The sequence below is a fragment of the Lysobacter zhanggongensis genome (assembly GCF_046638635.1).
Taxonomy (GTDB): domain Bacteria; phylum Pseudomonadota; class Gammaproteobacteria; order Xanthomonadales; family Xanthomonadaceae; genus Novilysobacter; species Novilysobacter luteus.
Genome location: NZ_JBJXHK010000015.1, coordinates 25,146 through 46,510 on the forward strand (window position 1 = coordinate 25,146; position 21,365 = coordinate 46,510).

Annotated in this window: 16 protein-coding genes, 1 pseudogene and 1 riboswitch; of the genes and pseudogenes, 6 read left to right on the forward strand and 11 right to left on the reverse strand. The window is 69.3% G+C overall.

Features of this window, described 5'->3' with window-relative positions; translation table 11 throughout:
* Positions 1-169: 169 nt before the first annotated feature.
* Positions 170-384, forward strand: a riboswitch (cobalamin riboswitch).
* Between the two features lie 354 nt (positions 385-738).
* Both ACKVMH_RS04440 and ACKVMH_RS04445 read left to right on the forward strand, forming a co-directional pair.
* Complete coding sequence (locus ACKVMH_RS04440; RefSeq protein WP_412699406.1) at positions 739-3,105, forward strand: ribonucleoside-diphosphate reductase subunit alpha; 2,367 nt, start codon at positions 739-741, stop codon at positions 3,103-3,105.
* 133 nt (positions 3,106-3,238) lie between these two features.
* Positions 3,239-4,246 (forward strand): ribonucleotide-diphosphate reductase subunit beta, encoded by a 1,008-nt coding sequence (locus ACKVMH_RS04445; protein WP_412699395.1) that lies wholly within the window; start codon positions 3,239-3,241, stop codon positions 4,244-4,246.
* Positions 4,247-4,396: 150 nt separating this feature from the next.
* Here the strand turns inward: ACKVMH_RS04445 and gap are convergent, their stop codons facing one another.
* Positions 4,397-5,401 (reverse strand): type I glyceraldehyde-3-phosphate dehydrogenase, encoded by a 1,005-nt coding sequence (gap, locus tag ACKVMH_RS04450; protein ID WP_412699396.1) that lies wholly within the window; start codon positions 5,399-5,401, stop codon positions 4,397-4,399.
* A gap of 180 nt (positions 5,402-5,581) precedes the next feature.
* Between gap and ACKVMH_RS04455 the strand changes: the two genes are divergently transcribed.
* Positions 5,582-6,403, forward strand: a complete 822-nt coding sequence (locus ACKVMH_RS04455; protein ID WP_412699397.1) for a S1/P1 nuclease — start codon at positions 5,582-5,584, stop codon at positions 6,401-6,403.
* 26 nt (positions 6,404-6,429) lie between these two features.
* On the opposite strand, the gene ACKVMH_RS04460 is transcribed toward ACKVMH_RS04455, so the two are convergent.
* The gene (locus ACKVMH_RS04460) at positions 6,430-7,803 is read right to left on the reverse strand and encodes a TonB family protein (RefSeq protein ID WP_412699398.1); all 1,374 of its coding nucleotides are present in this window, start codon (positions 7,801-7,803) and stop codon (positions 6,430-6,432) included.
* Entirely contained in the window at positions 7,790-8,161 is a 372-nt protein-coding gene (locus ACKVMH_RS04465) for a BlaI/MecI/CopY family transcriptional regulator (RefSeq protein ID WP_215219602.1), read from the reverse strand. The genes ACKVMH_RS04460 and ACKVMH_RS04465 overlap by 14 nt, the downstream gene beginning before the upstream one ends.
* A gap of 133 nt (positions 8,162-8,294) precedes the next feature.
* Between ACKVMH_RS04465 and ACKVMH_RS04470 the strand changes: the two genes are divergently transcribed.
* The 3 genes from ACKVMH_RS04470 to ACKVMH_RS04480 all read left to right on the forward strand — a co-directional run bounded on the left by ACKVMH_RS04470 (position 8,295) and on the right by ACKVMH_RS04480 (position 12,224).
* A complete protein-coding gene (locus ACKVMH_RS04470) occupies positions 8,295-9,602 on the forward strand; it encodes a GGDEF domain-containing protein (RefSeq protein ID WP_412699399.1) in 1,308 nt (435 codons plus the stop codon).
* Between the two features lie 157 nt (positions 9,603-9,759).
* Positions 9,760-10,986: an HD-GYP domain-containing protein gene (locus ACKVMH_RS04475; protein WP_215219600.1), complete on the forward strand. Its 1,227-nt coding sequence runs from the start codon at positions 9,760-9,762 to the stop codon at positions 10,984-10,986.
* Entirely contained in the window at positions 10,983-12,224 is a 1,242-nt protein-coding gene (locus ACKVMH_RS04480) for a putative bifunctional diguanylate cyclase/phosphodiesterase (RefSeq protein WP_412699400.1), read from the forward strand. Before ACKVMH_RS04475 ends, ACKVMH_RS04480 begins: the two co-directional genes overlap by 4 nt.
* On the opposite strand, the gene tkt is transcribed toward ACKVMH_RS04480, so the two are convergent.
* From tkt to ACKVMH_RS04515, 8 genes and pseudogenes are all read right to left on the reverse strand, one after another.
* Positions 12,225-14,231: a transketolase gene (gene tkt, locus ACKVMH_RS04485; RefSeq protein WP_412699401.1), complete on the reverse strand. Its 2,007-nt coding sequence runs from the start codon at positions 14,229-14,231 to the stop codon at positions 12,225-12,227.
* Positions 14,232-14,381: 150 nt separating this feature from the next.
* Positions 14,382-15,701 carry a dicarboxylate/amino acid:cation symporter gene (locus ACKVMH_RS04490; protein ID WP_215219597.1) on the reverse strand — a complete coding sequence of 440 codons (1,320 nt, stop codon included), beginning with the start codon at positions 15,699-15,701 and terminating at the stop codon, positions 14,382-14,384.
* Between the two features lie 98 nt (positions 15,702-15,799).
* On the reverse strand, positions 15,800-17,497 hold the full coding sequence (locus tag ACKVMH_RS04495; RefSeq protein WP_412699402.1) for a BatD family protein: 1,698 nt from the start codon (positions 17,495-17,497) through the stop codon (positions 15,800-15,802).
* Positions 17,494-17,970 carry a hypothetical protein gene (locus tag ACKVMH_RS13655; RefSeq protein ID WP_413840366.1) on the reverse strand — a complete coding sequence of 159 codons (477 nt, stop codon included), beginning with the start codon at positions 17,968-17,970 and terminating at the stop codon, positions 17,494-17,496. Before ACKVMH_RS13655 ends, ACKVMH_RS04495 begins: the two co-directional genes overlap by 4 nt.
* Positions 17,897-19,402 carry a VWA domain-containing protein gene (locus tag ACKVMH_RS04500; protein ID WP_459167099.1) on the reverse strand — a complete coding sequence of 502 codons (1,506 nt, stop codon included), beginning with the start codon at positions 19,400-19,402 and terminating at the stop codon, positions 17,897-17,899. The genes ACKVMH_RS13655 and ACKVMH_RS04500 overlap by 74 nt, the downstream gene beginning before the upstream one ends.
* Positions 19,387-20,433 carry a vWA domain-containing protein gene (locus ACKVMH_RS04505; protein ID WP_412699403.1) on the reverse strand — a complete coding sequence of 349 codons (1,047 nt, stop codon included), beginning with the start codon at positions 20,431-20,433 and terminating at the stop codon, positions 19,387-19,389. The genes ACKVMH_RS04500 and ACKVMH_RS04505 overlap by 16 nt, the downstream gene beginning before the upstream one ends.
* Positions 20,430-20,894 carry a DUF4381 family protein gene (locus ACKVMH_RS04510; protein ID WP_412699404.1) on the reverse strand — a complete coding sequence of 155 codons (465 nt, stop codon included), beginning with the start codon at positions 20,892-20,894 and terminating at the stop codon, positions 20,430-20,432. The genes ACKVMH_RS04505 and ACKVMH_RS04510 overlap by 4 nt, the downstream gene beginning before the upstream one ends.
* A pseudogene (locus tag ACKVMH_RS04515) lies at positions 20,894-21,365 on the reverse strand (DUF58 domain-containing protein); the annotation flags it as partial. The gene ACKVMH_RS04510 and the pseudogene ACKVMH_RS04515, both read right to left, overlap by 1 nt.

A 21,365-nucleotide genomic window follows, 5' to 3' on the forward strand; every position in this document is an offset into this window, starting at 1 on the left:
CACAAGCGCCCGTGTTCTTCCCAGGCGGCTGCCGGGTGGCCTGGACACCAAGCGAGTATCGGGGAGCGACTGTCCAGGCCACCCGGCAGCCGCCCCTCCGATCCATCCGCCCTTATGTCTGACCGGCCTAAACACCACAACATTTAGCGTTGACAAGCTCCGGTAACCCGATATGTTGTGCATCGTCGGTGTCGCCCTCGCAGGCGGCTGAAAAGGGAAGCCGGTCCAGACCTCGTGTCGACTCCGGCGCTGCCCCGCAGCGGTAGTGGAAACGAACCTCGCCATTGCACTGGGGCCCCGGCCCCGGGAAGCGGCGAACAGTAGGAGGACGGCTCGCCGTCCGCGTCCAGAGCCCGAAGACCTGCCGACAGCCGCGCGAAGCACACCGCGCGGTCACCGGCCAGGGAGTCTTCGGGGGAAGACGGTCGGTGTCGTGCGCTGGCCATCGGGCCGCTGCCGCCCGTCCGGACCGGCCACGACACCCCGTCCATCCGAACCACTCCAGCCCGCGGGGGCTTGGCCGCTCCGGTGCGCCGTCCGGCGCCGGCGCTGCGTGCCTCCGTGCGTCGCCCTCGAGGGAAGGGTGGCGAACCGTGCGCCATGCACCGGAGTCCACCCATGAGCACCGCCCCCGACACCGCGACCGAACCCGTCGTGCCCGATACCGTCGTCCGCGTCACCGCCACCCTGCCCGCCTCTCCCGCCCTCATCCTCACCCCACCCGCCGCCACGCTCGGGATGGGCGTGACCAAGCGCAACGGCGCGCACGAGCCGGTCGACCTCAACAAGATCGTCCGTGCGATCGGCCGCTGCTGCGAAGGCTTGCACGCCGTCGACCCGATGCGCGTCGCCACACGCACCATCTCGGGCCTGTATGACGGGGCCACGACCCGCGAGCTCGATGAACTGTCGATCCGCACCGCCGCACTGCTGACCGCCGAGGAACCCGAATACGGCCGCCTCGCCGCGCGCCTGCTGGCCGGCGTGATCGAAAAGGAAGTCGCCGCGATCGACATCAATGCGTTCTCGCAGTCGGTCCAGCGTGGGCACGAACTCGGGCTGATCAACGCGCGCCTGGTCGGCTTCGTCCAGGCCAATGCGCGCAAGCTCAATGACGCGATCGACGACAGCCTCAACCATCGCTTCGATTACTTCGGCATCCGCACCCTGTACGACCGCTACTTGCTGCGCCACCCGACAGCGCGCACGGTGATCGAAACCCCGCAGCAGTTCTTCCTGCGTGTCGCCTGTGCGCTCAGCGAGGACGTGCCGGAGGCGTTGGCGCTGTACCGGCGCATGGCGCAGCTGGACTACCTCCCGTCGTCGCCGACGCTGTTCAACGCCGGCACCACGCATGAGCAGTTGTCGTCGTGTTTCCTGCTCGACTCACCCGAGGACTCGCTGGAGGGCATCTACCAGCGCTACATGGATGTCGCGAAGCTGAGCAAGTTCAGCGGCGGCATCGGCCTGAGCTACACCCGCATCCGCTCGCGCGGCTCGCTGATCCGTTCGACCAATGGGTTGAGCAACGGCATCGTGCCGTGGCTGAAGACGCTCGACGCCTCGGTTGCGGCGGTCAACCAGGGCGGCAAGCGCAAGGGCGCGGCATGCGTGTACCTGGAGCCGTGGCATGCCGATGTCGAGGAGTTCCTGGAACTGCGCGACAACACCGGAGACGACGCCCGGCGCACCCATAATCTCAACCTCGCCAACTGGATCCCCGACGAGTTCATGCGCCGGGTCGAGGCAGACGCGATGTGGTCGTTGTTCGACCCGGCCACGCTGATGAAAGCCGGGGCACCGCAGCTGACCGATCTGTTCGGTGACGCCTTCGACCGCGCCTACGCCGCCGCCGAGGCCGCCGGGCTCGCCCACAAGCAGGTCAAGGCGCGCGAGCTGTACAGCCGGATGATCCGCACGCTGGCGCAAACCGGCAACGGCTGGATGAACTTCAAGGACAAGTCCAACCGCGCCTGCAACCAGACCGCAAAGGCCGGCAACGTCGTGCACCTGTCGAACCTGTGCACCGAGATCCTGGAGGTCACCTCGCAGGACGAGACCGCGGTGTGCAACCTCGGTTCGATCAACCTGGGCCACCATGTCGAGGTCTTCGCCGATGGCCCACTGCACGGTGAGGCGGGTCGCTTCGATTTCGAACGGTTGGCCGACACGGTTCGTCTCGCGGTGCGCCAGCTGGATCGCGTGATCGACCTGAACTTCTACCCGATCGAGACCGCGCGCCGCGCCAACCTCAAGTGGCGGCCGGTCGGGCTCGGCGCGATGGGGTTGCAGGACGTGTTCTTCAAGCTGCGCTTGCCGTTCGATTCCGAACCCGCGCGGGCACTGTCGAAGAAGATCGCCGAGGAAATCTATTTCCACGCGCTGTCGGCGTCCAACGAGCTGGCGCTCGAGCACGGTGGCCACCCCGCCTTCGCCGATACCCGCGCCGCGAACGGCGAACTGCAGTTCGAAGCCTGGGATGTGCAGCCCGACGATCCCGGGCGCTGGGCCGAGCTGCGTGCGCGTATCGGCAAGCATGGCCTGCGCAACTCACTGCTGGTCGCGATCGCGCCGACCGCGACGATCGCTTCGATCGCCGGTTGCTACGAGTGCATAGAGCCGCAGGTGTCCAACCTGTTCAAGCGCGAGACGCTGTCCGGCGACTTCATCGTGGTCAACCGCTACCTGGTCGAAGAGCTCAAGACGCTCGGCCTGTGGACGCCTGAGCTGCGCGACGCCATCAAGCGCGCCGACGGCTCGATCCAGGGCATCGACGCGATCCCCGAATCATTGCGGCAGGTCTACCGCACCGCCTGGGAACTGCCCATGCGCTCGTTGATCGACATGGCCGCCGACCGTGGCGCCTTCATCGACCAGAGCCAGTCGCTCAACCTGTTCATCGAGAACCCGAACATCGGGCAGCTGTCGTCGATGTACATGTACGCGTGGAAGAAAGGCCTGAAGACGACCTACTACCTGCGTTCGCGCCCGGCGACGCGGATCGCCAAGGCGACCGTCGGGGCCGCTGCGGTGGGTGCGCCGCCGTTGGATGAGGCGATTGCCTGCTCGCTGGAGAACCCGGAGAGCTGCGAAGCCTGTCAGTAACGCCCCGCTCTTGTAGGAGCGGCTTCGGCCGCGATCGGGAACCGGCGCGGGGCGAACCATTCCAGATCGCGGCTGAAGCCGCTCCTACATCCGCACACCCCCGCGTCGTCCAACCGAATCCCAAGGATCCACCATGTCCACCCACCTGCTCGACCCCGGCTTCGACCTCACCCTGCGGCCCATGCGCTACCCGCGCTTCTACGACATGTACCGCGACGCGATCCGCAACACGTGGACGGTCGAAGAAGTCGACTTCTCGCTCGACGTCAACGACCTGCGCGACAAGCTCGGCCCGGCGGAGCGGCACCTGGTCGAACGCCTGGTGGCATTCTTCGCCACCGGCGACTCGATCGTCGCCAACAACCTGGTGCTCAACCTCTACCAGCACATCAACGCTCCCGAGGCGCGCATGTACCTGTCGCGTCAGCTGTACGAGGAAGCCTTGCACGTGCAGTTCTACCTGACCCTGCTCGACACCTACCTGCCGGATCCAGTAGAGCGCGCGAGGGCCTTCGACGCGGTCGAGAACATCCCGTCCATCCGCGCCAAGGCGGAGTTCTGCTTCAGGTGGATCGATTCCATCCAGGGTCTCACGCGCATCGAGACCCGTGAGGCACGCCGCCAGTTCCTGCTCAACCTGGTCTGCTTCGCCTGCTGCATCGAAGGGCTGTTCTTCTTCGCCGCGTTCGCCTACGTCTATTACCTGCGCTCGCGTGGGCTGCTGCATGGCCTGGCGTCGGGCACCAACTGGGTGTTCCGCGACGAGAGCTGCCACATGGCCTTTGCGTTCGAAGTGATCGACACCGTTCGCAAGGAAGAACCGGGCCTGTTCGACAGCGCGTTCCAGGAAGACGTCGTGCGCATGCTCGGCGAAGCGGTCGACTGCGAAATGCGCTTTGCCGAGGACGTGCTGTCCGGGGGCGTTGCCGGATTGTCGCTCAAGGACATGCGCCAGTACCTGGAGTACTGCGCCGACCAGCGCCTGGGCCAGCTTGGATTGCCGCGGCATTTCGGCGCGACCAACCCGTTCGGCTTCATGGACCTGCAGGACGTGCAGGAGGTGACCAACTTCTTCGAGCGCCGGGTGTCGGCCTACCAGGTGGGTGTGTCGGGTGAGGTCGCGTTCGACGCGGCCTTCTGAGCCACGCGCAGCGAGGTCCACGCGAAGGCTGGCGCCGGTGCGGGCGGCGCGAGACTTGCGCCCGCCGCCGTCCTCCGTACAGGCCTGGCCACCGGCCGGAAACGAAGAGGCCCCGCACATGGCGGGGCCTCCGGTTCCGGGCGCGGCGACTTACTTCGCCGCGATCACCTTGGCCATCTCCAGGCACTTGTTGGAGTAGCCCCACTCGTTGTCGTACCAGCTGACCAGCTTGACGAAGCTGTCGTCGAGCGCGATGCCGGCCTCGGCATCGAACACCGACGTGCGGGTCTCGCCGCGGAAATCGGTGGCGACCACCTTGTCCTCGGTGTAGCCCAGCACGCCCTTCAGCGCGCCCTCGGACTGCGCCTTCATCTCCGCGCAGATCTCCTCGTAGGTCGCCGGCTTCTCGAGCTCGACCGTCAGGTCGACCACCGAGACGTCGCTGGTCGGCACGCGGAAGCTCATGCCGGTGAGCTTCTTGTTCAGCTCGGGGATGACCTTGCCGACGGCCTTGGCCGCACCGGTGCTGGACGGAATGATGTTCTCCAGGATGCCGCGGCCACCACGCCAGTCCTTGTTGGAAGGGCCATCGACGGTCTTCTGGGTCGCGGTGGCGGCGTGCACGGTGGTCATCAGGCCACGCTTGATGCCCCACTTGTCGTGGAGCACCTTGGCCACCGGCGCCAGGCAGTTGGTGGTGCAGCTGGCGTTGGAGATGATCGCCTCGCCGGCGTACTTGTCGTCGTTGACGCCGAACACGAACATCGGGGTGTCGTCCTTGGACGGCGCCGACATGATCACCTTCTTCGCACCCGCGTCGATATGCTTCTGCGCGGTTTCCTTGGTCAGGAACAGGCCGGTCGACTCGATCACGACTTCGGCGCCGATCTCGCCCCACTTCAGGTTGGCCGGGTCGCGTTCCTGGGTCAGGCGGATCTTGCGGCCATTGACGACCAGGTCGTTGCCATCGGTGGACACCTCGGCATCGAAGCGGCCGTGCACCGAGTCGTACTTCAGCATGTAGGCCAGGTACTCCGGCTCGAGCAGGTCGTTGATGCCGACGATCTCGATGTCGTTGCCGAAGTTCTGCACGGCCGAACGGAACACGTTGCGTCCGATGCGGCCGAAACCATTGATGCCAACCTTGATCGCCATTGCGAGGAGCTCCTGAGCGGGCGGAGTGAGGGGGAAAACCCCGCCATTTTAGCCCATTGGCCGAGCGGCCGGCCGATGCACGGACCTTTTGCGCGAATGGCCGGCAACGAGTGCGACCCACCCACTCTTTCCGGCCATCGCTATCCTTCCCGGAACCGCCCCACCGCTTCGGACCGCACGATGCCAGATACCCGCTGCTTTGCCCGCCGCTTCCGCGCCCTCCTGATCGGGCTGTTGCTGGTGCCGTCGCTTGCGGCGGCGTGGGGGCCACAGGGCCACCGGCTGGTGGCCGCGCTGGCGTGGGACGAGCTTGACCCGCAGGTGCGCGAACAGATCACCGCGCTGCTGGAAGGCGAAACCGACCCCACCCTACCCGGCATCGCCAACTGGGCCGATGATCTGCGAGGCAACGATCCCGACCTCGGCCGGCGCAGCGCGCGGTGGCACTACGTCAACATCGCCGGCGACGGTTGCGCCTACGATGCCGCTACCGCATGTGCCGGTGGCGATTGCGTGGTGGAGGCGATCCGCACGCAGGCGGCGATCCTTGGCGATCGCGACCAGCCCCTCGAGGCGCGTCGGCAGGCGCTCAAGTTCGTCGTGCACTTCGTCGGCGACGTGCACCAGCCGATGCACGCCGGCCACGGCCACGACAAGGGCGGCAACGACCTCCAGGTCCGCATGCCCGACGGCACCCCCGGCGGCAAGGGCAGCAACCTCCATCGTTTGTGGGACAGCGGCCTGCTCAACACCGCCGGCCTGGACGATGCCACCTACCTGGCGCAGCTGCGCGCGTTGCCGCTGGCAGTACCGGTCGGCACCGATGCCGCGGCCTGGGCCGAGGCGTCGTGCGACATCGTGGTGCGCCCCGGCCTGTACCCCGTGGCCGGTGCGCTGATCGACGATCGCTACGTGAGCGCCTGGCGCCCGGTGGCCGAAGCCCAGTTGCGCCGCGGTGGAGCCAACCTCGCGGCGCTGCTGAACGGCACGCTCGGCGGCTGATAACCGGCCGGCCCGGCCGCCTGGAATCAGCCTTGTGCCGCCGGCGCCTTCCCGTCGGCTTCGAACCGGATCGGAACGCGAACGCGACCCGGCACGTTCCTGCCGCCCTTCATCTCGGGTGTGAAGCGCCATTGCATCGCGGCGTCCATGGCGGCCTGGTCGAACACGCCAGCCGGCTCGGACTTCTCGACCACGACATCCAGCGGCTGCCCGCGCTCGTCGATGGAAACGATCAGCACCACGGTGCCGTCGATGCCCTGTTCGACCGCGCTCTTGGGATAGCGCGGCGGCGGCATGCGGTTGGCCGGTGGCGGAAGTGGTGACATCGGCGGCGGCGGGGGCGGCGGCGCCGCGTTCGGCGCTGGTGGCGGCGGAGGCGCCAGTGCCATCGTCGGTGCGGCCGGTGCTGGCGGTGCTGGCGGTGCATTGGGCGCAGGCGGAACCGGCGGGGCGGGCGGGGGCACCGGCAGCACCCCGTCCGGCGAAACGACCAGCACGGGTTGCTGGCTGGCCGGCTGGGCCGCCCATGCGCTGTAGCCGGTGACCAGAGTCAATGCCACCACTGCGGCGGCGCCAGCGAGCCGGCGGGTGAACGTGGGAACAGGTTGCCTGAGCATCGCGATTCTCTCCTTGAGTGGGTGGCCGTAGCCCCAGTGGCAGCCCAGCGGCAGCGGGATGGCTGCCAACTGCGCCTTGAACATCGCCTCGCCGTAGGCGCGGCGAGCATGCGGGTGGCACGCGATCACGCGCTGGTCGCAGGCCAGTTCCTGGTCGTGGCGGAACTGCCCGGCCGCCAGGTGAAGCAGCGGGTTGAACCAGAACACGCAGCGCGCCGCGACGAAGGCGGCATTGGCCAGCGGGTCGCCATGGCGGACGTGGCTGCGTTCGTGCGCCACCATCAGGACCCGCTGCTCGTCGGTGTAGTCGTGGTCAAACCCCGCCGGCACGACGACGCGGGGCGGCAGCAGCCCCACCGTCGCCGGCAGGCCGCACCGGGCCCCGGCCTGCAACAGCCCGTCGGCACGTGGCCGGACCTGCCCGATCGCGCGATGGAAGCGGCGCTGCTGCAGGGCGAACACGCCGCCGGCAACCGCTGCGCCAGTGCCCCACAGCAACAGCCAGGCAACCGCGTGCCCGTCGGGGGGCGTGGCACCGGATGCAAGCGCCTGCGGCACGGCGTTGCCGATCGCCAACACCATCGAGACCACCGGCGCGGGTGCCGGCGCCGCCGGCAGCAGCACCGCGAGCAGGGCAACCGGTACCAGCGCCCACGTCGCATAACCCACCCCGGCGCCGAACGATCGCCGTAGCAGTGTCCGCAACAGCAGCACCAGTGCGGTGGCGACCGCGCCGGCCACCGCCAGTTCCACCAGCACCTGCAGCAGGTCAGCGGGAACCATCGTCGATCTCCTCTAGCAGGCGCCGCAGCTCGGCGACATCGGAGTGGCTGAGCTTGCGGTGCTGGCTGAAATGCGCGACCAGCGGCGCCACGCGTCCGCCAAACAACCGGTCCAGCAGGCCTTCGCTCTCGTCCAGCAGCCACTCTTCGCGCCGCAGCACCGGCGTGTAGAGATAGCGGCGTCCGTCCTTTTCAGCGGCGATCGCGCCCTTGCGCAACAGCCGGTTGAGCAGGGTCTTGATGGTCGGTTCCTGCCAGTCACGCGCCTCTGCCAGCGCGGCGACCACGTCGTCGGCAGCCAACGGATGGCGCGACCACAGGACGTCCATGACGATCGATTCGGCTTCGCTGATCTGCATTCGTTTACACCTGTAACCGTAAGCTGAAATTACACCTGTAATTCCTGCTGTCAACCCCGACCGTAACGCCGGACGCACTCAAGGTGGGGAGGATGCCGCCGATATACCGGACACCTCCCCGCGACCCATCCGGATGACGTCGTTCCCCGCCCCAGCACACGCGGTACAGGACCCGGGCGAACCTGCCGGCCCGCGGGTGCTGCTGGTCGAGAACTCGCGCGCGTACGCCAACATGCTTGCGGCCGAACTGCGCGACCGCCTGCAACTGGAGGTCGTGGCGGTGTCCTCGCTGGCGGCCGCACGCGAGGCCCTGCAGGCCGGACCACCGTTTTTCCTGGCGCTGACCGGGCTGGTACTGCCCGACGCGGACCCGTCGCGGATCGCCCGGCTGCTGGTGGGACACGGACTGCCGATCGTGGTGGTCACCGGCGTGTACGACGAAGCGACCCGGGAGCAGATGGCCGAGCTGCCGATCATCGATTACGTGCTCAAGGAAGCGCCCGACACCATCGACTACCTGGTGTGGCTGGTACGGCGCGTGCTCAGCAACCGCGGGATCACCGCGCTGGTGGTCGAGCCGCCCGGGCCGGCGCGGGCGGAAACCAGCGCGCTGCTGGCGCTCTACGGCTTCCGCGTGCGCGAACTGGGAAGCGGCACCGACGGCCTGGAGGCGCTTGCAACCGATTCAACGATCCGGCTGGTGGTGGTCGAACATGACCTCCCCGACATGGACGGGGTGGAGTTCACCCGCCGTGCCCGGCAGAACCGGCCGCGCGACATCCTGTCGATCGTCGGCTCGGCCACCGGCGGCGGGGCGCCGCGCATCGCACGCTTCCTCAAGCACGGCGCCAACGACTTCATCGGCAAACCCTTCTCGCGCGAGGAGTTCATGTGCCGCATCTCGCAGAACGTCGACAACCTCGAGCTGATCGGCACGCTGCAGGACCTGGCCACCCGCGACTACCTCACCGGCCTGGCCAACCGGCGCCACTTCTTCGATGCCGGTCGCCGCGCCCTGGCGTCCTCCCGGGACGAGCCGGTCTCGATGGCGATGATTGATATCGACCACTTCAAGCACATCAACGACAGCCACGGCCATGACGCCGGTGACGCCGCGCTGGTGGCGGTGGCCAACCTGATCGGCGCGCACGCGCGTGAGGGCGACGTGGTCGCCCGCTTCGGCGGCGAAGAGTTCTGCGTGTTGGCGCGTGGGCTGGACGAAGACGAAGCGGTGGCGTACTTCCAGGCGCTGTGCGGAAGCATCGCCGCGCTCGAGATCCCGTTCCGGCAGCGCGTGCTCTCGCTCACGGTCAGCATCGGCATCTGCCACAGGGCCGGGCGCGACCTGTACGCGCTGCTGTCGGAGGCCGACCGCCAGCTTTACCTGGCCAAGGCCGCCGGGCGCAACCGCGTCGCCCTTCAGTCGCACGTGCCGGCATGACGGCGCGCTTCATCACGCGGCCATGCCGCGCAAGGCGATCAGCTGTCGGCCAACGTCCGGGCGTAGCACCGGCCCGCGTAGACATGCTATCGAATGTCGACATACCGGCAATGCCGCGATCGGCCATGCCGCGACCATTTACAGATCCCATCCGCCCATGAAGTTGCAGGAGCTGAAAATCAGTCCCGACCAGGTCCAGGCCGGCATGTACGTCTGCCGGCTCGACCGGCCGTGGGTGGAGGCGCCCTTTCCGCTACAGGGGTTCCTGGTGGAGGCGCACGACCAGGTCGCCTGGCTGCGCGCGCACTGCGGCACGGTGTGGATCGACGTGGAGCGCGGCCTGGCACCGCCGGATGCGCAGGTCTCGCGGCGCCCGCCGCCGAAACTCGCCGGCGACGAGCTGCTCGGTGGCAAGCGATATACGGACCAGGTCGACTTCGACGCCGAGCTTCCCGGTGCGCGCGAGGCGCACGCCACCGCCACCCGGCTGGCCGCCCGCATCCTGGAAGACGTGGAAGCCGGCCAGAAGTTGGCCGTCGCCGACGTCCGGGCGGCCGCCGAGCCGATCGTGCGGAGCGTGCTGCGCAATGCTGACACCCTGTTCTGGGTGAACACCCTGCAACAGCACAGTCGCTACGCCTACAGCCATGCGATCAACTGCTGCGCGCTTGCCGCGGCGTTCGGTCGCCACCTCGGGCTGCCCGAGTCGCTGCTGGTCGATCTCGCCAGTGGCGGACTGCTGCTCGACGTCGGCAAGGCAAAGCTGCCGGACGCGCTGCTGTCGCACGACGGGCCGATGGATGCCCGGGCGATGGGCGAGGTCCGGACCCATGTCGAGCTCGCCAGCCGGATTCTCGACGAGAGCGGCGACGACCATTCCGCCGAGGTCCGGGAAATGATCCGGACGCACCATGAGCGCTGGAACGGGTCGGGCTACCCGCGGCGGCTGGTCGGCCACCAGATCCCGTTGTCGGGCCGGATGGCGGCGATCATCGACAGCTTCGACGCGATGACCAGCGTGCGTCCGCACGCCGCGCCGCTGGCGCGGCACCAGGCGCTGCAGGAGCTGTACCGTGAACGCGACCGGCTGTACCAGGGAGAGCTGGTCGAACAGTTCACCGGCTGCCTCGGCGTCTACCCGACCGGTTCGCTGGTGGAACTCAGCACCGGCGAGGTCGCCGTGGTGATGACCCAGAACCCGAGCCGTCGCCTGCGGCCGCGGGTGATGCTGCTGACCGACGCGGACAAGCGCCTGCGCGACGAGTTCAGCCCACTGGACCTGATGCGGCAGACCGAGGGCATCCCGATCTCCCAGCAGGTCAACATCACCCGCCCGCTGCCGGTCGGCGCGCACGGGCTCGACCCGGCCGAGCTGTTCCTGTGACGCGGGAAGACCTGCTCGCGCGACTGGGCCAACTGTTGGCGGAGCGCCGCGCGGACGATGGTCCATTCGGCGTGATGCTGGTGCGGCTGCAGCGCCTGCGCGAGTTCCGGATTGCCCACGGGTTTGCCGCCAGCGAACGCATGGCGGCCGCGGTCCGCGAACTGATCGGCGAGGTGCTGCGTCCCGGCGACGAGCTCCACCAGATCGACGGCGGCGAGTTCGCGGTGTTGCTGCCGCGCCTGCGCGATCGCAACCACGCGCTGCTTGCCGGCAACCGGGTGCTGCGGATCTTCCAGTCGCCGGTCCGGCTCGGCCAGCGCGAGATGCCGGCGTCCGCGACCATCGGCGTCAGCGTCGCACCCGACCATGGCGACGATGCCGAAACCCTGCTGCGCCGGGCCGAAATCGCCCACGGTGTCGCGCTGCGCGGACAGGAGCGCTGCGCGATGTACGCCGACGGCACCGACACCGCCCTGATCCCGTACGAGCTGCTGCGCGACGCGATCACCGGCAACCGGCTCGAAGTCCACCTCCAACCGATCCTTCAACTGGACAGCGGCACGCTGTTCGGCGCCGAATCACTCGCCCGCTGGCACGACCCCGAGCGCGGGGCGATACCGCCCTGCGAGTTCATCCCTCTGGCCGAGGACACCGGGCTCATCACCGAGCTCACCCGATGGAGCCTGCACTCGAGCCTGCGCCACATCGCCCAGGCCCGCCGCCACGCACCCGACCTGGGCCTGTCGCTCAACCTGTCGCCGCGGGTGTTCGGCCAGCGCGACATCGTCCCGCAGATCCTGTCGTCGCTCGAGATCTGGGGCGTCCCGCCACAGGCGGTCACGCTGGAGGTCACCGAAACCGCGCTCATGGAAGACCCCGCGTTGAGCCTGCGGTTGCTGGAACGGCTCCGCTGGGAAGGCTTCCACATCTCGATCGACGACTTCGGCTCGGGGTATTCCTCGCTGGCGTACCTGAAGCAGTTCCCCGCGACCGAGCTGAAAATCGACCGGGCATTCGTCACCGACCTGCAGCGCGACCCGCGCTCGCAACAACTGGTGCAGTCGATCATCGACCTTGGCCACCACCTGCGAATGGGCGTGCTTGCCGAAGGCGTTGAAGACGAGCCCACGCTGGAGCTGCTAACCCGCATGGGCTGCGACCGCGCGCAGGGCTACTTCATCCAGAAGCCGCAGCCGGCCAGCGACTTCATCAGCACGTTGGACCGGCAGGTTGCCTGATCAACCGACGCTTGCCTGGCCGAGTGCGCGCGCCGCCTCGACCACGGCCTCGACGGTGAAACCGAAGTGCGGGAAGAGCTGGCTGGCCGGCGCACTCGCGCCAAAGCCGTCGATCCCGATCACCGCACCATCCAGCCCCACGTACTTGCCCCAGAAGCCGGACACGCCAGCCTCGATCGCGACGCGCCGGCGACACGCCCTTGGCAGCACCGACTCGCGGTAGGCCGCGTCCTGGCGGTCGAACACGTCCGTCGACGGCATCGACACCACGCGCACGCCGTCGCCCAGTTGCGCGGCGGCCTGCATCGCCAGGCCGACTTCCGAGCCGGTCGCGATCAGGATGGTCTCCGGCGCACCGGCCGAGTCCTTCAAGACGTAACCACCGCGCGCGATGTCGGCGACCTGTTGCTCGCTGCGCGGCTGGTGGTCCAGGTTCTGGCGCGAGAACACCAGGCAGCTCGGGCCGTCCTTGCGCTGGATCGCGGCACGCCACGACACCGCCGACTCGACCGCGTCGCACGGGCGCCAGACGTCGTTATGCGGGATGTAGCGCAGGCTCGCCAGGTGCTCGATCGGCTGGTGGGTCGGGCCGTCCTCGCCGAGGCCGATCGAGTCGTGGGTGTAGACGTGGATCGCATGCGCGCCCATCAGCGCGCTCATGCGTACCGCGTTGCGCGCGTAATCACTGAAGACCAGGAAGGTCGCGTCGTACGGGATGAACCCGCCATGCAGGTTCAGGCCGTTGCTGATCGCGGTCATGGCGAACTCGCGCACGCCGTAATAGACGTAGTTGGCGTCCGGGTCGGTGCTGTTGACCGACTTGCTGCCCTTCCACAGGGTCAGGTTGGAGTGGGCCAGGTCGGCCGAGCCGCCAATCAGCTCGGGCAACAGCGGCGCGAATGCCTCGATCGCCATCTGCGACGCCTTGCGCGAGGCCACTACCGGGCCGTCGGCCTGCAGCTTGGCGATGTAGGCGTCAGCCGCGGCGACGAAGCCATCCGGCAGTTCGGCGTGGCTGCGTCGGGTCAGTTCGGCCGCCAGCTCCGGGAAACGGGCGGCGTACCTGTCGAACGCACGGTTCCACTCGTCCTCGCGGACCCTGCCGACATCGCCCACGCGCCAGCCGTCGTAGATGGCCTGGGGGATCTGGAACGGTTCATGCTCCCAGCACAGGCCGGTGCGGCAGGCGGCGATTTCCTCCAGGCCCAGTGGGGCGCCGTGGCTGGATTCCTTGCCGGCCTTGTTCGGCGAGCCATAGCCGATGGTGGTGCGGCAGCAGACCAGGGTCGGCCGGTCGGTGCAGGCCAGCGCCTCCTCGATCGCGGCCTTGATCGAATCGGCATCATGGCCGTCGACGCCGCGCACCACGTTCCAGCCATAGGCTTCGAAGCGCGCGGGGGTGTCGTCGGTGAACCAGCCGGCGGTATCGCCGTCGATGCTGATGTGGTTGTCGTCCCAGAACGCGACCAGCTTGTTCAGCCCCCAGGTGCCGGCCAGCGAAGCGGCTTCGTGGCTGATGCCTTCCATCAGGCAGCCGTCGCCCATGAACACCCAGGTGCGATGGTCGACGACTTCGTGTTCGGGACGATTGAAGCGTTGTGCCAGCAGCTTTTCGGCAAGCGCCATGCCGACCGCATTGGCGAAGCCCTGGCCGAGCGGGCCGGTGGTGGTCTCCACGCCGGGAGTCATGAAGTTCTCCGGGTGGCCCGGGGTCCTCGACTCCAGCTGGCGGAAGTTCTTCAGGTCGTCGATCGACAGGTCGTAGCCGGCCAGGTGCAACAGCGCGTACTGCAGCATCGAGCCGTGGCCGTTGGACAGCACGAAGCGGTCGCGGTTGAACCAGGTCGGGTTGGCCGGGTTGTGGCTCAGGTAGTCGTTCCAGAGCACCTCGGCGATGTCGGCCATGCCCATCGGCATGCCCGGGTGGCCGGAGTTGGCCGCCTGCACCGCATCGATGGCGAGGAAGCGGATGGCGTTGGCGAGGTCGCGGCGGGTCGGCGTCGGCATGGGGGGGTCGGGGCTCGGGGAAGTGGACGGCGGGCGCACCTGGAGCGGCGGCGGCCTGGAGCCCGCTATTGTCCCACCCCCTGCCGGCCGTGTCGCGCCGCCCCTCCCGCGGCGGGGCGAACCGGCCACGGCATCGGGACCACGGCAGCGTCAATCGGCCAGCAGCTCCGCCGGCGGATCGATCTCGCCGCGCGACACCACCGCCGCGGCGGCCAGGTCGCCGGTCACGTTGAGCGTCGTGCGGCACATGTCGAGGAACCGGTCGACACCCAGGATCAGGCCGATGCCTTCCGGCGGCACCCCGACCATCCCGCAGATCAGCGCCACCACCGGCAGCGAGCCGGCCGGCACGCCGGCGGTGCCGATCCCGCCGAGGATGCAGACGAACATCACGGTCACCTGCTGGCCCAGGCTCAGGTCGACCCCGAAGAACTGCGCCAGGAACAGCACGGTCACGCCCTCGAACAGCGCGGTGCCGTTCTGGTTGGCCGTGGCGCCGACGGTCAGCACGAACCGCGAGACCTTGCGTGGCAGGCCAAGCTGCTCGTCGGCCACGCGCAGCGCGGTCGGCAGGGTCGCATTGGAAGAGGCGGTGGAGAACGCCATCACCATGGCTTCCTGCACGCCCTTGAAGAACTTCAGCGGCGAGTAGCCGCCGGCGAACTTCAACGCCGCCGAATAGACCACGAACATGTGGATGGCCAGTGCCAGCACCACCACGCCGACGTACGCCCCGAGCCGCGCGAGCAGGTCCCAGCCGAACAGCGCGGCCAGGTTGAACATGAAGCAGAACACGGCGTACGGGGCGAGCCGGATGACCAGCCCGATCAGGGTCATCGAGACCTCGAACAGGCCCTCGATGCCGCGCTGCAGGGTGTCGGCCGCCGGACTGCTGGTCATCACCAGGCCGATGCCGATCATCAGCGCGAAGAACATCACCGCGAGGATCGCGTTGTCGGCGGCGGCGGCGACGACGTTGTCGGGCACGATCGACAGCAGCATGTTGATGCCCTGCGGCTGGTTCGCGCTGGAACCGACGATCGCGGCGGCGCGGTCGGAACCTTCGGCCAGCATCTGCGCGGCCGCGGCGCGGTCGACCCCGACGCCCGGCTCCAGCCAGTTGACCAGCAGCAGCCCGATCACCACCGCGATGCCCGAGACGATCACGGTGTAGGCCAGCGTGCGCCACCCCACCCTTCCGAGCGACCGGACGTCGCCCATCTCGGCGATGCCGACCACCAGCGCCGAGAACAACAGCGGGATGACAAGCATGAAGATCAGCCGCAGGAACAGCGTGCCGGCCGGCTGGGTCACGTAGCTGGTCAGCCATTGCACCCAGGTTGCGTCGGGGCCGGACACGTAATGGGCGATGAGCCCGACCAGCAGGCCGGCGCCGAAACCGATCGCCATCTTCCAGTGCAGCGGCATCTTGCGTTCGGCCGCGGTTGCGCCGGTGTTGGGTTCGGTCATGGATCTGCTGCTCCCCTCGACAATCGGGCGAGCTTAACAAACCCGAATCGACGGTTCGGGCCCTCCGGCCGACCGCCCCAGGATGAACAGGCGCCGGCTCAGTCCGGTGGGTACAGGGGCGGCAGCGGACCGGTTTCCCGCGGCGGGGCTTCGTGCCAGCGCGGTCCGCGGGCGAACGCCTCGCGCAGTTGCGCGCGGGCCGCAACACCGTCGCCCCCGGCCCAGCGCGCGCGCTCCATCGCCTCCACCGCTTCGCGTTGGGCGGGGTCGGCGAGCCGTTCCAGCACCTGCGCCACGTCCCGTGCGGGCGGGCGGGCGAGCCCACGCAGCCGATCGGCGACGTCAGCGAAATCACCCGTGTCGAGTGCCTGGCGCAGTGCTTTCAGATCGGGGCGTGTAGAGGTGGGAGGCTGCGCGGGTGTCGGCGTCGCTGCTGTGGACCGTGCTGCCGGCGACCGCTGCACGGCCCAGACCAGGGTGAACAACCACAGCGCGGCGAACACCAGCGCGGCCAGCACCCAGGCGCGGTGCTCGCGCAGATTGGCGCGGGCGGTCGAAAGCGGCGTGCCCGTGGCCGCAACCGGGTCTCCGCCCGATGCCACCGGCGCAGACGAAGGCGGCATCGTGGACGCCGGCGCGCTACCCGACACCTCCCAGTCGAGCGCCGGCAGCCGCGTAGTCCGTGCCTTGCCGGCATTGACGTCCCACCATTCCATGCCGAACCCGCCCATCGTGACGGCGCCGCCGCGCGTAGGCACCAGCGAGAACCGCCGCGTCAGGGTCACCCGCGGCCGGCCGTCGACGAAGCGCTCGTCGGCCTGGACGGGCTCGGCGAAGACCTGCACGCCATCGATCGGCGGCAGCTGCAGTTCGGGCATCTGCGCGGCGCTGGCGCCGTCGGCCACCGCCTCGATGGTCAGCGTGGCCGCGCTGCCCACGCTGAGGTCCTGTGGCACGGACTGGTAGCGCAGTTGCAGGTCGTGCAACGGCAACCAGGGTTGCGCCGCGTCGTCAGGCACCGGACGCACTTCCAGGAACCGCGGTTGTGCCCGTGCGCTCAGCTCCCCGCTGCGCCCGAGGAAGTCATCGAAGAAGCCGACCGTCCCGCGGCCCTCGAACACCGCACCGGGGATCTGCAGGGTGCCGCTGCGTTCGGGGATCAACAGGTAGCGGCGTTCGATCACGGTGTAGCGCCGGCCGTCGATCTCGCGGGTGTACTGGGCGTCGTCGCCCACCTGCCGCAGCGAAGCGCCGTCCGGCTGCGCCTGGTCCAGCTGGCCGGAGACCAGCGGCACGGCCGAGTACAACCTGACCACCCAGCCCACCGCCTGCTGCACGTACGGGTCGCGGTCGTCGGCCTCGCTCTCCATGAACACGTCGTCGCCCGCGCGCGCCGGCACGGCGGCGCTGGATGGGGTGACCACCAGCGACAGCGGCGGGGTGGTGGCGGTGCCGACCGTGAGCGCCGGGATGGTGATGACGCCGTCGCTGCGTGGCTTGAGGGCGACCGCATGCAGGGTGCGGGTCTGCATGCCGCCGCTGCCGAGCGAAACCTGCCGACTGCTGCTGCGGCCACTGATCTGGAAGGCGGACTGCAGCGGCGTGTAGTCCGGCGTGGCCGAACCGTCGGTCTCGATGTTGAGGGTTACCGTTTCACCCAGGGCGATGCGGTCGCGGTCCAGCCATGCGCGGGTCTGCGCCAGTACGCTGCTGGCGGCCATGCACAGCAGGAGCAACGACAGGGCCTGCAACCAGGCGCGGTATCGATGTGCCGAAGGAATGGATGCGTGCTTCATCGGGGCTCCCAGCCTTGTTGCATCTGCCGGCGCTGGTGCTCGAGCCGGAACTTCTCGCGCAGCAGCCCGCCGGGATCATCGGGAATGCGCCGCAACCAGGCTTCATTGGCGAGGCGGCGCTCGCGTTGTTCCGGGGTCTCGATCGCCTCGGCGGGGGTTTCGCCCTCTTCTGCCGGTGGCTGCGTGGCGTCCTGCAGGGCCTTTCGCATCTGTTCGCGCTGCGCCTCATCGGCCGCCGACTGGGCTTCGGCGTCGGGGGGCGGGGTGTCGCTGTCGCGTTCGGACGGTTTGTCGGCACCGGCGTCGTCGCGCCGGCCTTCGGGCGGGGGCGCCCCGTCGTCCGCGTCGCTGTCCCCGCCCGCGCCCGACGGCTGGCCCGCACCGGGCGAACCCTGGCCGTCACCCGGTTGCTGGCTGTCGTCGTCCCCGTCCTGCTGGCCGGACTGGGGGCCTTGCGGGGGTTGCCGGTTCATCGCCGCCTCGACCGCTCGCTTGTTGGCGATGGCGTCCTCCNCCGGGCGAACCCTGGCCGTCACCCGGTTGCTGGCTGTCGTCGTCCCCGTCCTGCTGGCCGGACTGGGGGCCTTGCGGGGGTTGCCGGTTCATCGCCGCCTCGACCGCTCGCTTGTTGGCGATGGCGTCCTCCATGCCGGGATCCTGGCGAAGCGCCTCCTCGTAGGCCTCGATCGCCTGCGGGTAATGGCCCGCCTTGGCGAGTGCGTTGCCACGGTTGTAGTCCGCGTCCGCACCCTCGACCTGGGCGTAACGCTCGGCCGCATCGTCGAAGTCGCCATTCCGGTACGCCTCGGCGGCTTGCTGCATCTGCTGGTAGGCACGCTGGTCGGGCCGTTGCCAGAGGTCGCTGGCCGCCACCCGTCCCGGCCACCACAGCACCAGCACGAGCATCACCGCCGGCGCGCCGCGGCGGAACGCGAGCAACGCCAGCAGCATCAGCGGCGGCAACAGCCAGAATCCGCCGTCCTGCCAGCTGCGTCCGCGCTCCCCGGGCTGGTGGGTACCATCGCCGGAGCGCGGTTCGAGTACGCCGAGCGCATCCAGGTCACCGAGGTCGCTGGTGATCGTCGCGTAGCGGCCACCACCGGCCGCTGCCAACTCCCGCAGCGAACCGGGATCGAGCCGCACCGTGGCAAACCCACCGCTTGCAAGCCGGTAGGGGGCACCGGCGGTGCTGCCCACACCGAGGGCCGACACGCGGTACCCCTGCGCCGCTGCGTTGGCCGCCGCGTCACGCGCGGCTGCATCTGCGTCGTCGGTCAGCACCAGGATGTCTCCGCTGTCGAAGCCAGCCTGGCGCAACAGCCCCGTCGACCAAGCGATCGCACGATCCAGCCGCTGGCCGTCCACCGGCATCACGCCCGGATGCAGCGCATCGAGGAACAGCGCGACGTTGGCGGCATCCGGCGTGAGCGGCGCGACGGTGAAGGCATCGTCGGCAAACGCGACCAGCCCAACCTGGCCACCATCGCGTTCGGCCAGCAGTGTCGCCACCTTGGCGCGCGCCTGGGCGAGCCGGCTGGGAGGCACGTCGGCGGCCATCACGGTGCCGGACAGGTCCAGCGCAATCACCAGCGGCGAGGCGCTCTGCCACAGCGGTTGCTCGACCTGGCGCCAGCTGGGGCCGGCCAGTGCCACCACCGCGAGGGTCCAGCCCAGTGCGGCGATGAGCGCGGGAGCGCTCTGGGCACGGCCGCCGGTCTTGCCCAGCAGCGCCTGCAGGAGGTGCGGGTCGACCGCCTCGCGCCAGATGCTTGCCCGCCGCCTGCGCGACCGCCACCACATCGCCAGCAGCGGCAGCGCGAGCAACGCCCACAGCCACGCCGGGCGGAGAAAGTGAAGCGCCGCCAGGTCCGCGGCGAGCCCGGAGGCGTTCATGCGCGCCTCCATCGGGGCCTTACGAACGCCAGCAGCGCAAGCGCCAGTGCGCCGCCGAGTGGCCACGCATAGCGCTCGATCCGGGGCCGGACCGCCTCGCCAGGACGCTCGACCGGCTCGAGCCGGTCGATCTCGGCATAGATGCCGGCCAGCTCGGCGGTGTCTCGTGCCCGGAAGAAGCGTCCGCCGGTCGCCTCGGCGATGCGGCGCAACGTCGTTTCGTCGATCTCGTCGCCGGCTCCGGGCATCGGCAGCTGGAAGCCGAACAGCGACATCGATCCCTCGCCGCCGAACGCGATCGTGTGGACGCGCACACCCGCGTCGGCCGCGAGTTCGGCCGCCTTCAGCGGATCAAGCAGCCCGGCCGTATTGACGCCATCGGTCAGCAGCACCAGCACGCGGGGCTGGCCGTCGGTCGCGGCCACGTCGGTGCGCTGCCTCAGGCGCTTCACCGCAAGGCCGATCGCATCGCCAATCGCGGTCTCCTGTCCGGCCAACCCGACCACGCTGTCGACCAGTTGTTGGCGGACGGTCTCGCGATCCAGGGTCAGCGGCGTGAGCACGTAGGCACGCCGCCCGAACACCAGCAGGCCGACCCGGTCGCCGGCGCGGCGATCGAGGAAGTCGGCGAGCACGGCCTTGGCCGCAGTGAGCCGATCGACTGGACGGCCACCCAACTGCATGTCGGGTTCACTCATGCTCCCCGACAGGTCGAGCGCCAGCATCAGTTCGCGCCCGGCCTGCGGGGGCTGCACCGCCTCGCCCAGCACCTGCGGGCGGGCCGCAGCCACACACAGCAGCGCCCAGGCGAGCCAGGGCAACCACCGCATCCCGCCAGTGGCACGGGCGGAAGCGTCTGCCGTCACCCGCCCCAGCCGGTCGCCGAACGGGACCTCAAGCACGGGGGCCGTGCTGCGGCGCGCAGGCAACAGCCACCGTGCGAGCCAGGGCAGCGGCACCGCCAGCAGCAGCCACGGCCAAGCGAAACCGTCCACGCCCGGGAGCGCGGCGGCGAACTGCTGCAGCCACTCGCTCGCGCTCATTTGGCCGACATCCAATGCAGGAACAGCGCGCGCGCGACCGGTCGCAGCGCGGCCACCTCAGCGGCATCCACCTGGCGTTGATAACCGCCCTCCAGCAGCAGTCGTCCCGCGCCGTTGCTGAAGGTGCCAGGAGGCCGTGGGGGCAAGCCGCCATCAAGGAACGCAAGCCACGCGTCGCCCTGCAGCCGGTCCGCCGCGGGATTACGGCGACGAGCCGCGCGCCGCAACAGGTCGGACATCGCAGCGACCTCGGCCGACGGTGTCGCGGCTGAACGCACCGCCCGGTCGAACACCTCGGCGATCGTGGCCCGGCGCCGGCGACGGCGCAGTGCCCATGCGATGCAGCTCGCGACGACGATGACGACCGCCGCGATCACCAGCCACCACCCCGGTGCCGGCGGCCACCAGGAAGGGGCCGGCATCTGGTGGATATCGCGCAGTACGAGGTCCGCGCCCGCCATCACGCCACCATCGGTCGCGCCCGGCCGAGCAACGGCAACCATGATTCGCTGGGCGCATCGGTCGACAGCGCCATCGCGCGGACTCCACGCGATGGCAGCGAGTCGAGCAGGTGCTGCACCGGAGCGGCGAACTCGGCATGCCAGCGCTGGCGCTGGCCCTGAGGCTCAAGGTCGACCTCGACCCGCTTGCCGCCGCTGTAGAACGGCAACACCGCCGCCGGCGGTGCGAGCTCGAGGGGATCGGTCATCAGCAGCACCAAGACTTCATGGTGCTGAGCCAGCACTGGCCAGGCACGTTCGGGGAGCTCGGCCACGCTTTGTGGTTCGGCGAGTACGACCAGCCGAGAACCCGGCCGCAGGAGCCGGCGTGCATGGTCGAGCGCGACGCCCAGGCCGTCGTCGTCGGCCGGCGGCGCGGTGTACCAGTGGGTCAATGCGTCGAGCACCCGCAGGGCGCCGCGCTGGCCGCCG

Bases quoted from the DNA above. Each gene is read 5' to 3' on its own strand.
- ACKVMH_RS04440 (WP_412699406.1), top strand. From the start codon at position 739: ATGGGCGTGACCAAGCGCAACGGCGCGCACGAGCCGGTCGACCTCAAC.
- ACKVMH_RS04455 (WP_412699397.1), top strand. From the start codon at position 5,582: ATGCCAGATACCCGCTGCTTTGCCCGCCGCTTCCGCGCCCTCCTGATC.
- ACKVMH_RS04490 (WP_215219597.1), bottom strand. From the start codon at position 15,701: ATGACCGAACCCAACACCGGCGCAACCGCGGCCGAACGCAAGATGCCG.
- ACKVMH_RS04465 (WP_215219602.1), bottom strand. From the start codon at position 8,161: ATGCAGATCAGCGAAGCCGAATCGATCGTCATGGACGTCCTGTGGTCG.
- gap (WP_412699396.1), bottom strand. From the start codon at position 5,401: ATGGCGATCAAGGTTGGCATCAATGGTTTCGGCCGCATCGGACGCAAC.
- ACKVMH_RS13655 (WP_413840366.1), bottom strand. From the start codon at position 17,970: ATGAACCGGCAACCCCCGCAAGGCCCCCAGTCCGGCCAGCAGGACGGG.
- ACKVMH_RS04495 (WP_412699402.1), bottom strand. From the start codon at position 17,497: ATGAAGCACGCATCCATTCCTTCGGCACATCGATACCGCGCCTGGTTG.
- tkt (WP_412699401.1), bottom strand. From the start codon at position 14,231: ATGCCGACGCCGACCCGCCGCGACCTCGCCAACGCCATCCGCTTCCTC.
- ACKVMH_RS04475 (WP_215219600.1), top strand. From the start codon at position 9,760: ATGAAGTTGCAGGAGCTGAAAATCAGTCCCGACCAGGTCCAGGCCGGC.
- ACKVMH_RS04445 (WP_412699395.1), top strand. From the start codon at position 3,239: ATGTCCACCCACCTGCTCGACCCCGGCTTCGACCTCACCCTGCGGCCC.
- ACKVMH_RS04460 (WP_412699398.1), bottom strand. From the start codon at position 7,803: ATGGTTCCCGCTGACCTGCTGCAGGTGCTGGTGGAACTGGCGGTGGCC.
- ACKVMH_RS04510 (WP_412699404.1), bottom strand. From the start codon at position 20,894: ATGGCGGGCGCGGACCTCGTACTGCGCGATATCCACCAGATGCCGGCC.
- ACKVMH_RS04505 (WP_412699403.1), bottom strand. From the start codon at position 20,433: ATGAGCGCGAGCGAGTGGCTGCAGCAGTTCGCCGCCGCGCTCCCGGGC.
- ACKVMH_RS04470 (WP_412699399.1), top strand. From the start codon at position 8,295: ATGACGTCGTTCCCCGCCCCAGCACACGCGGTACAGGACCCGGGCGAA.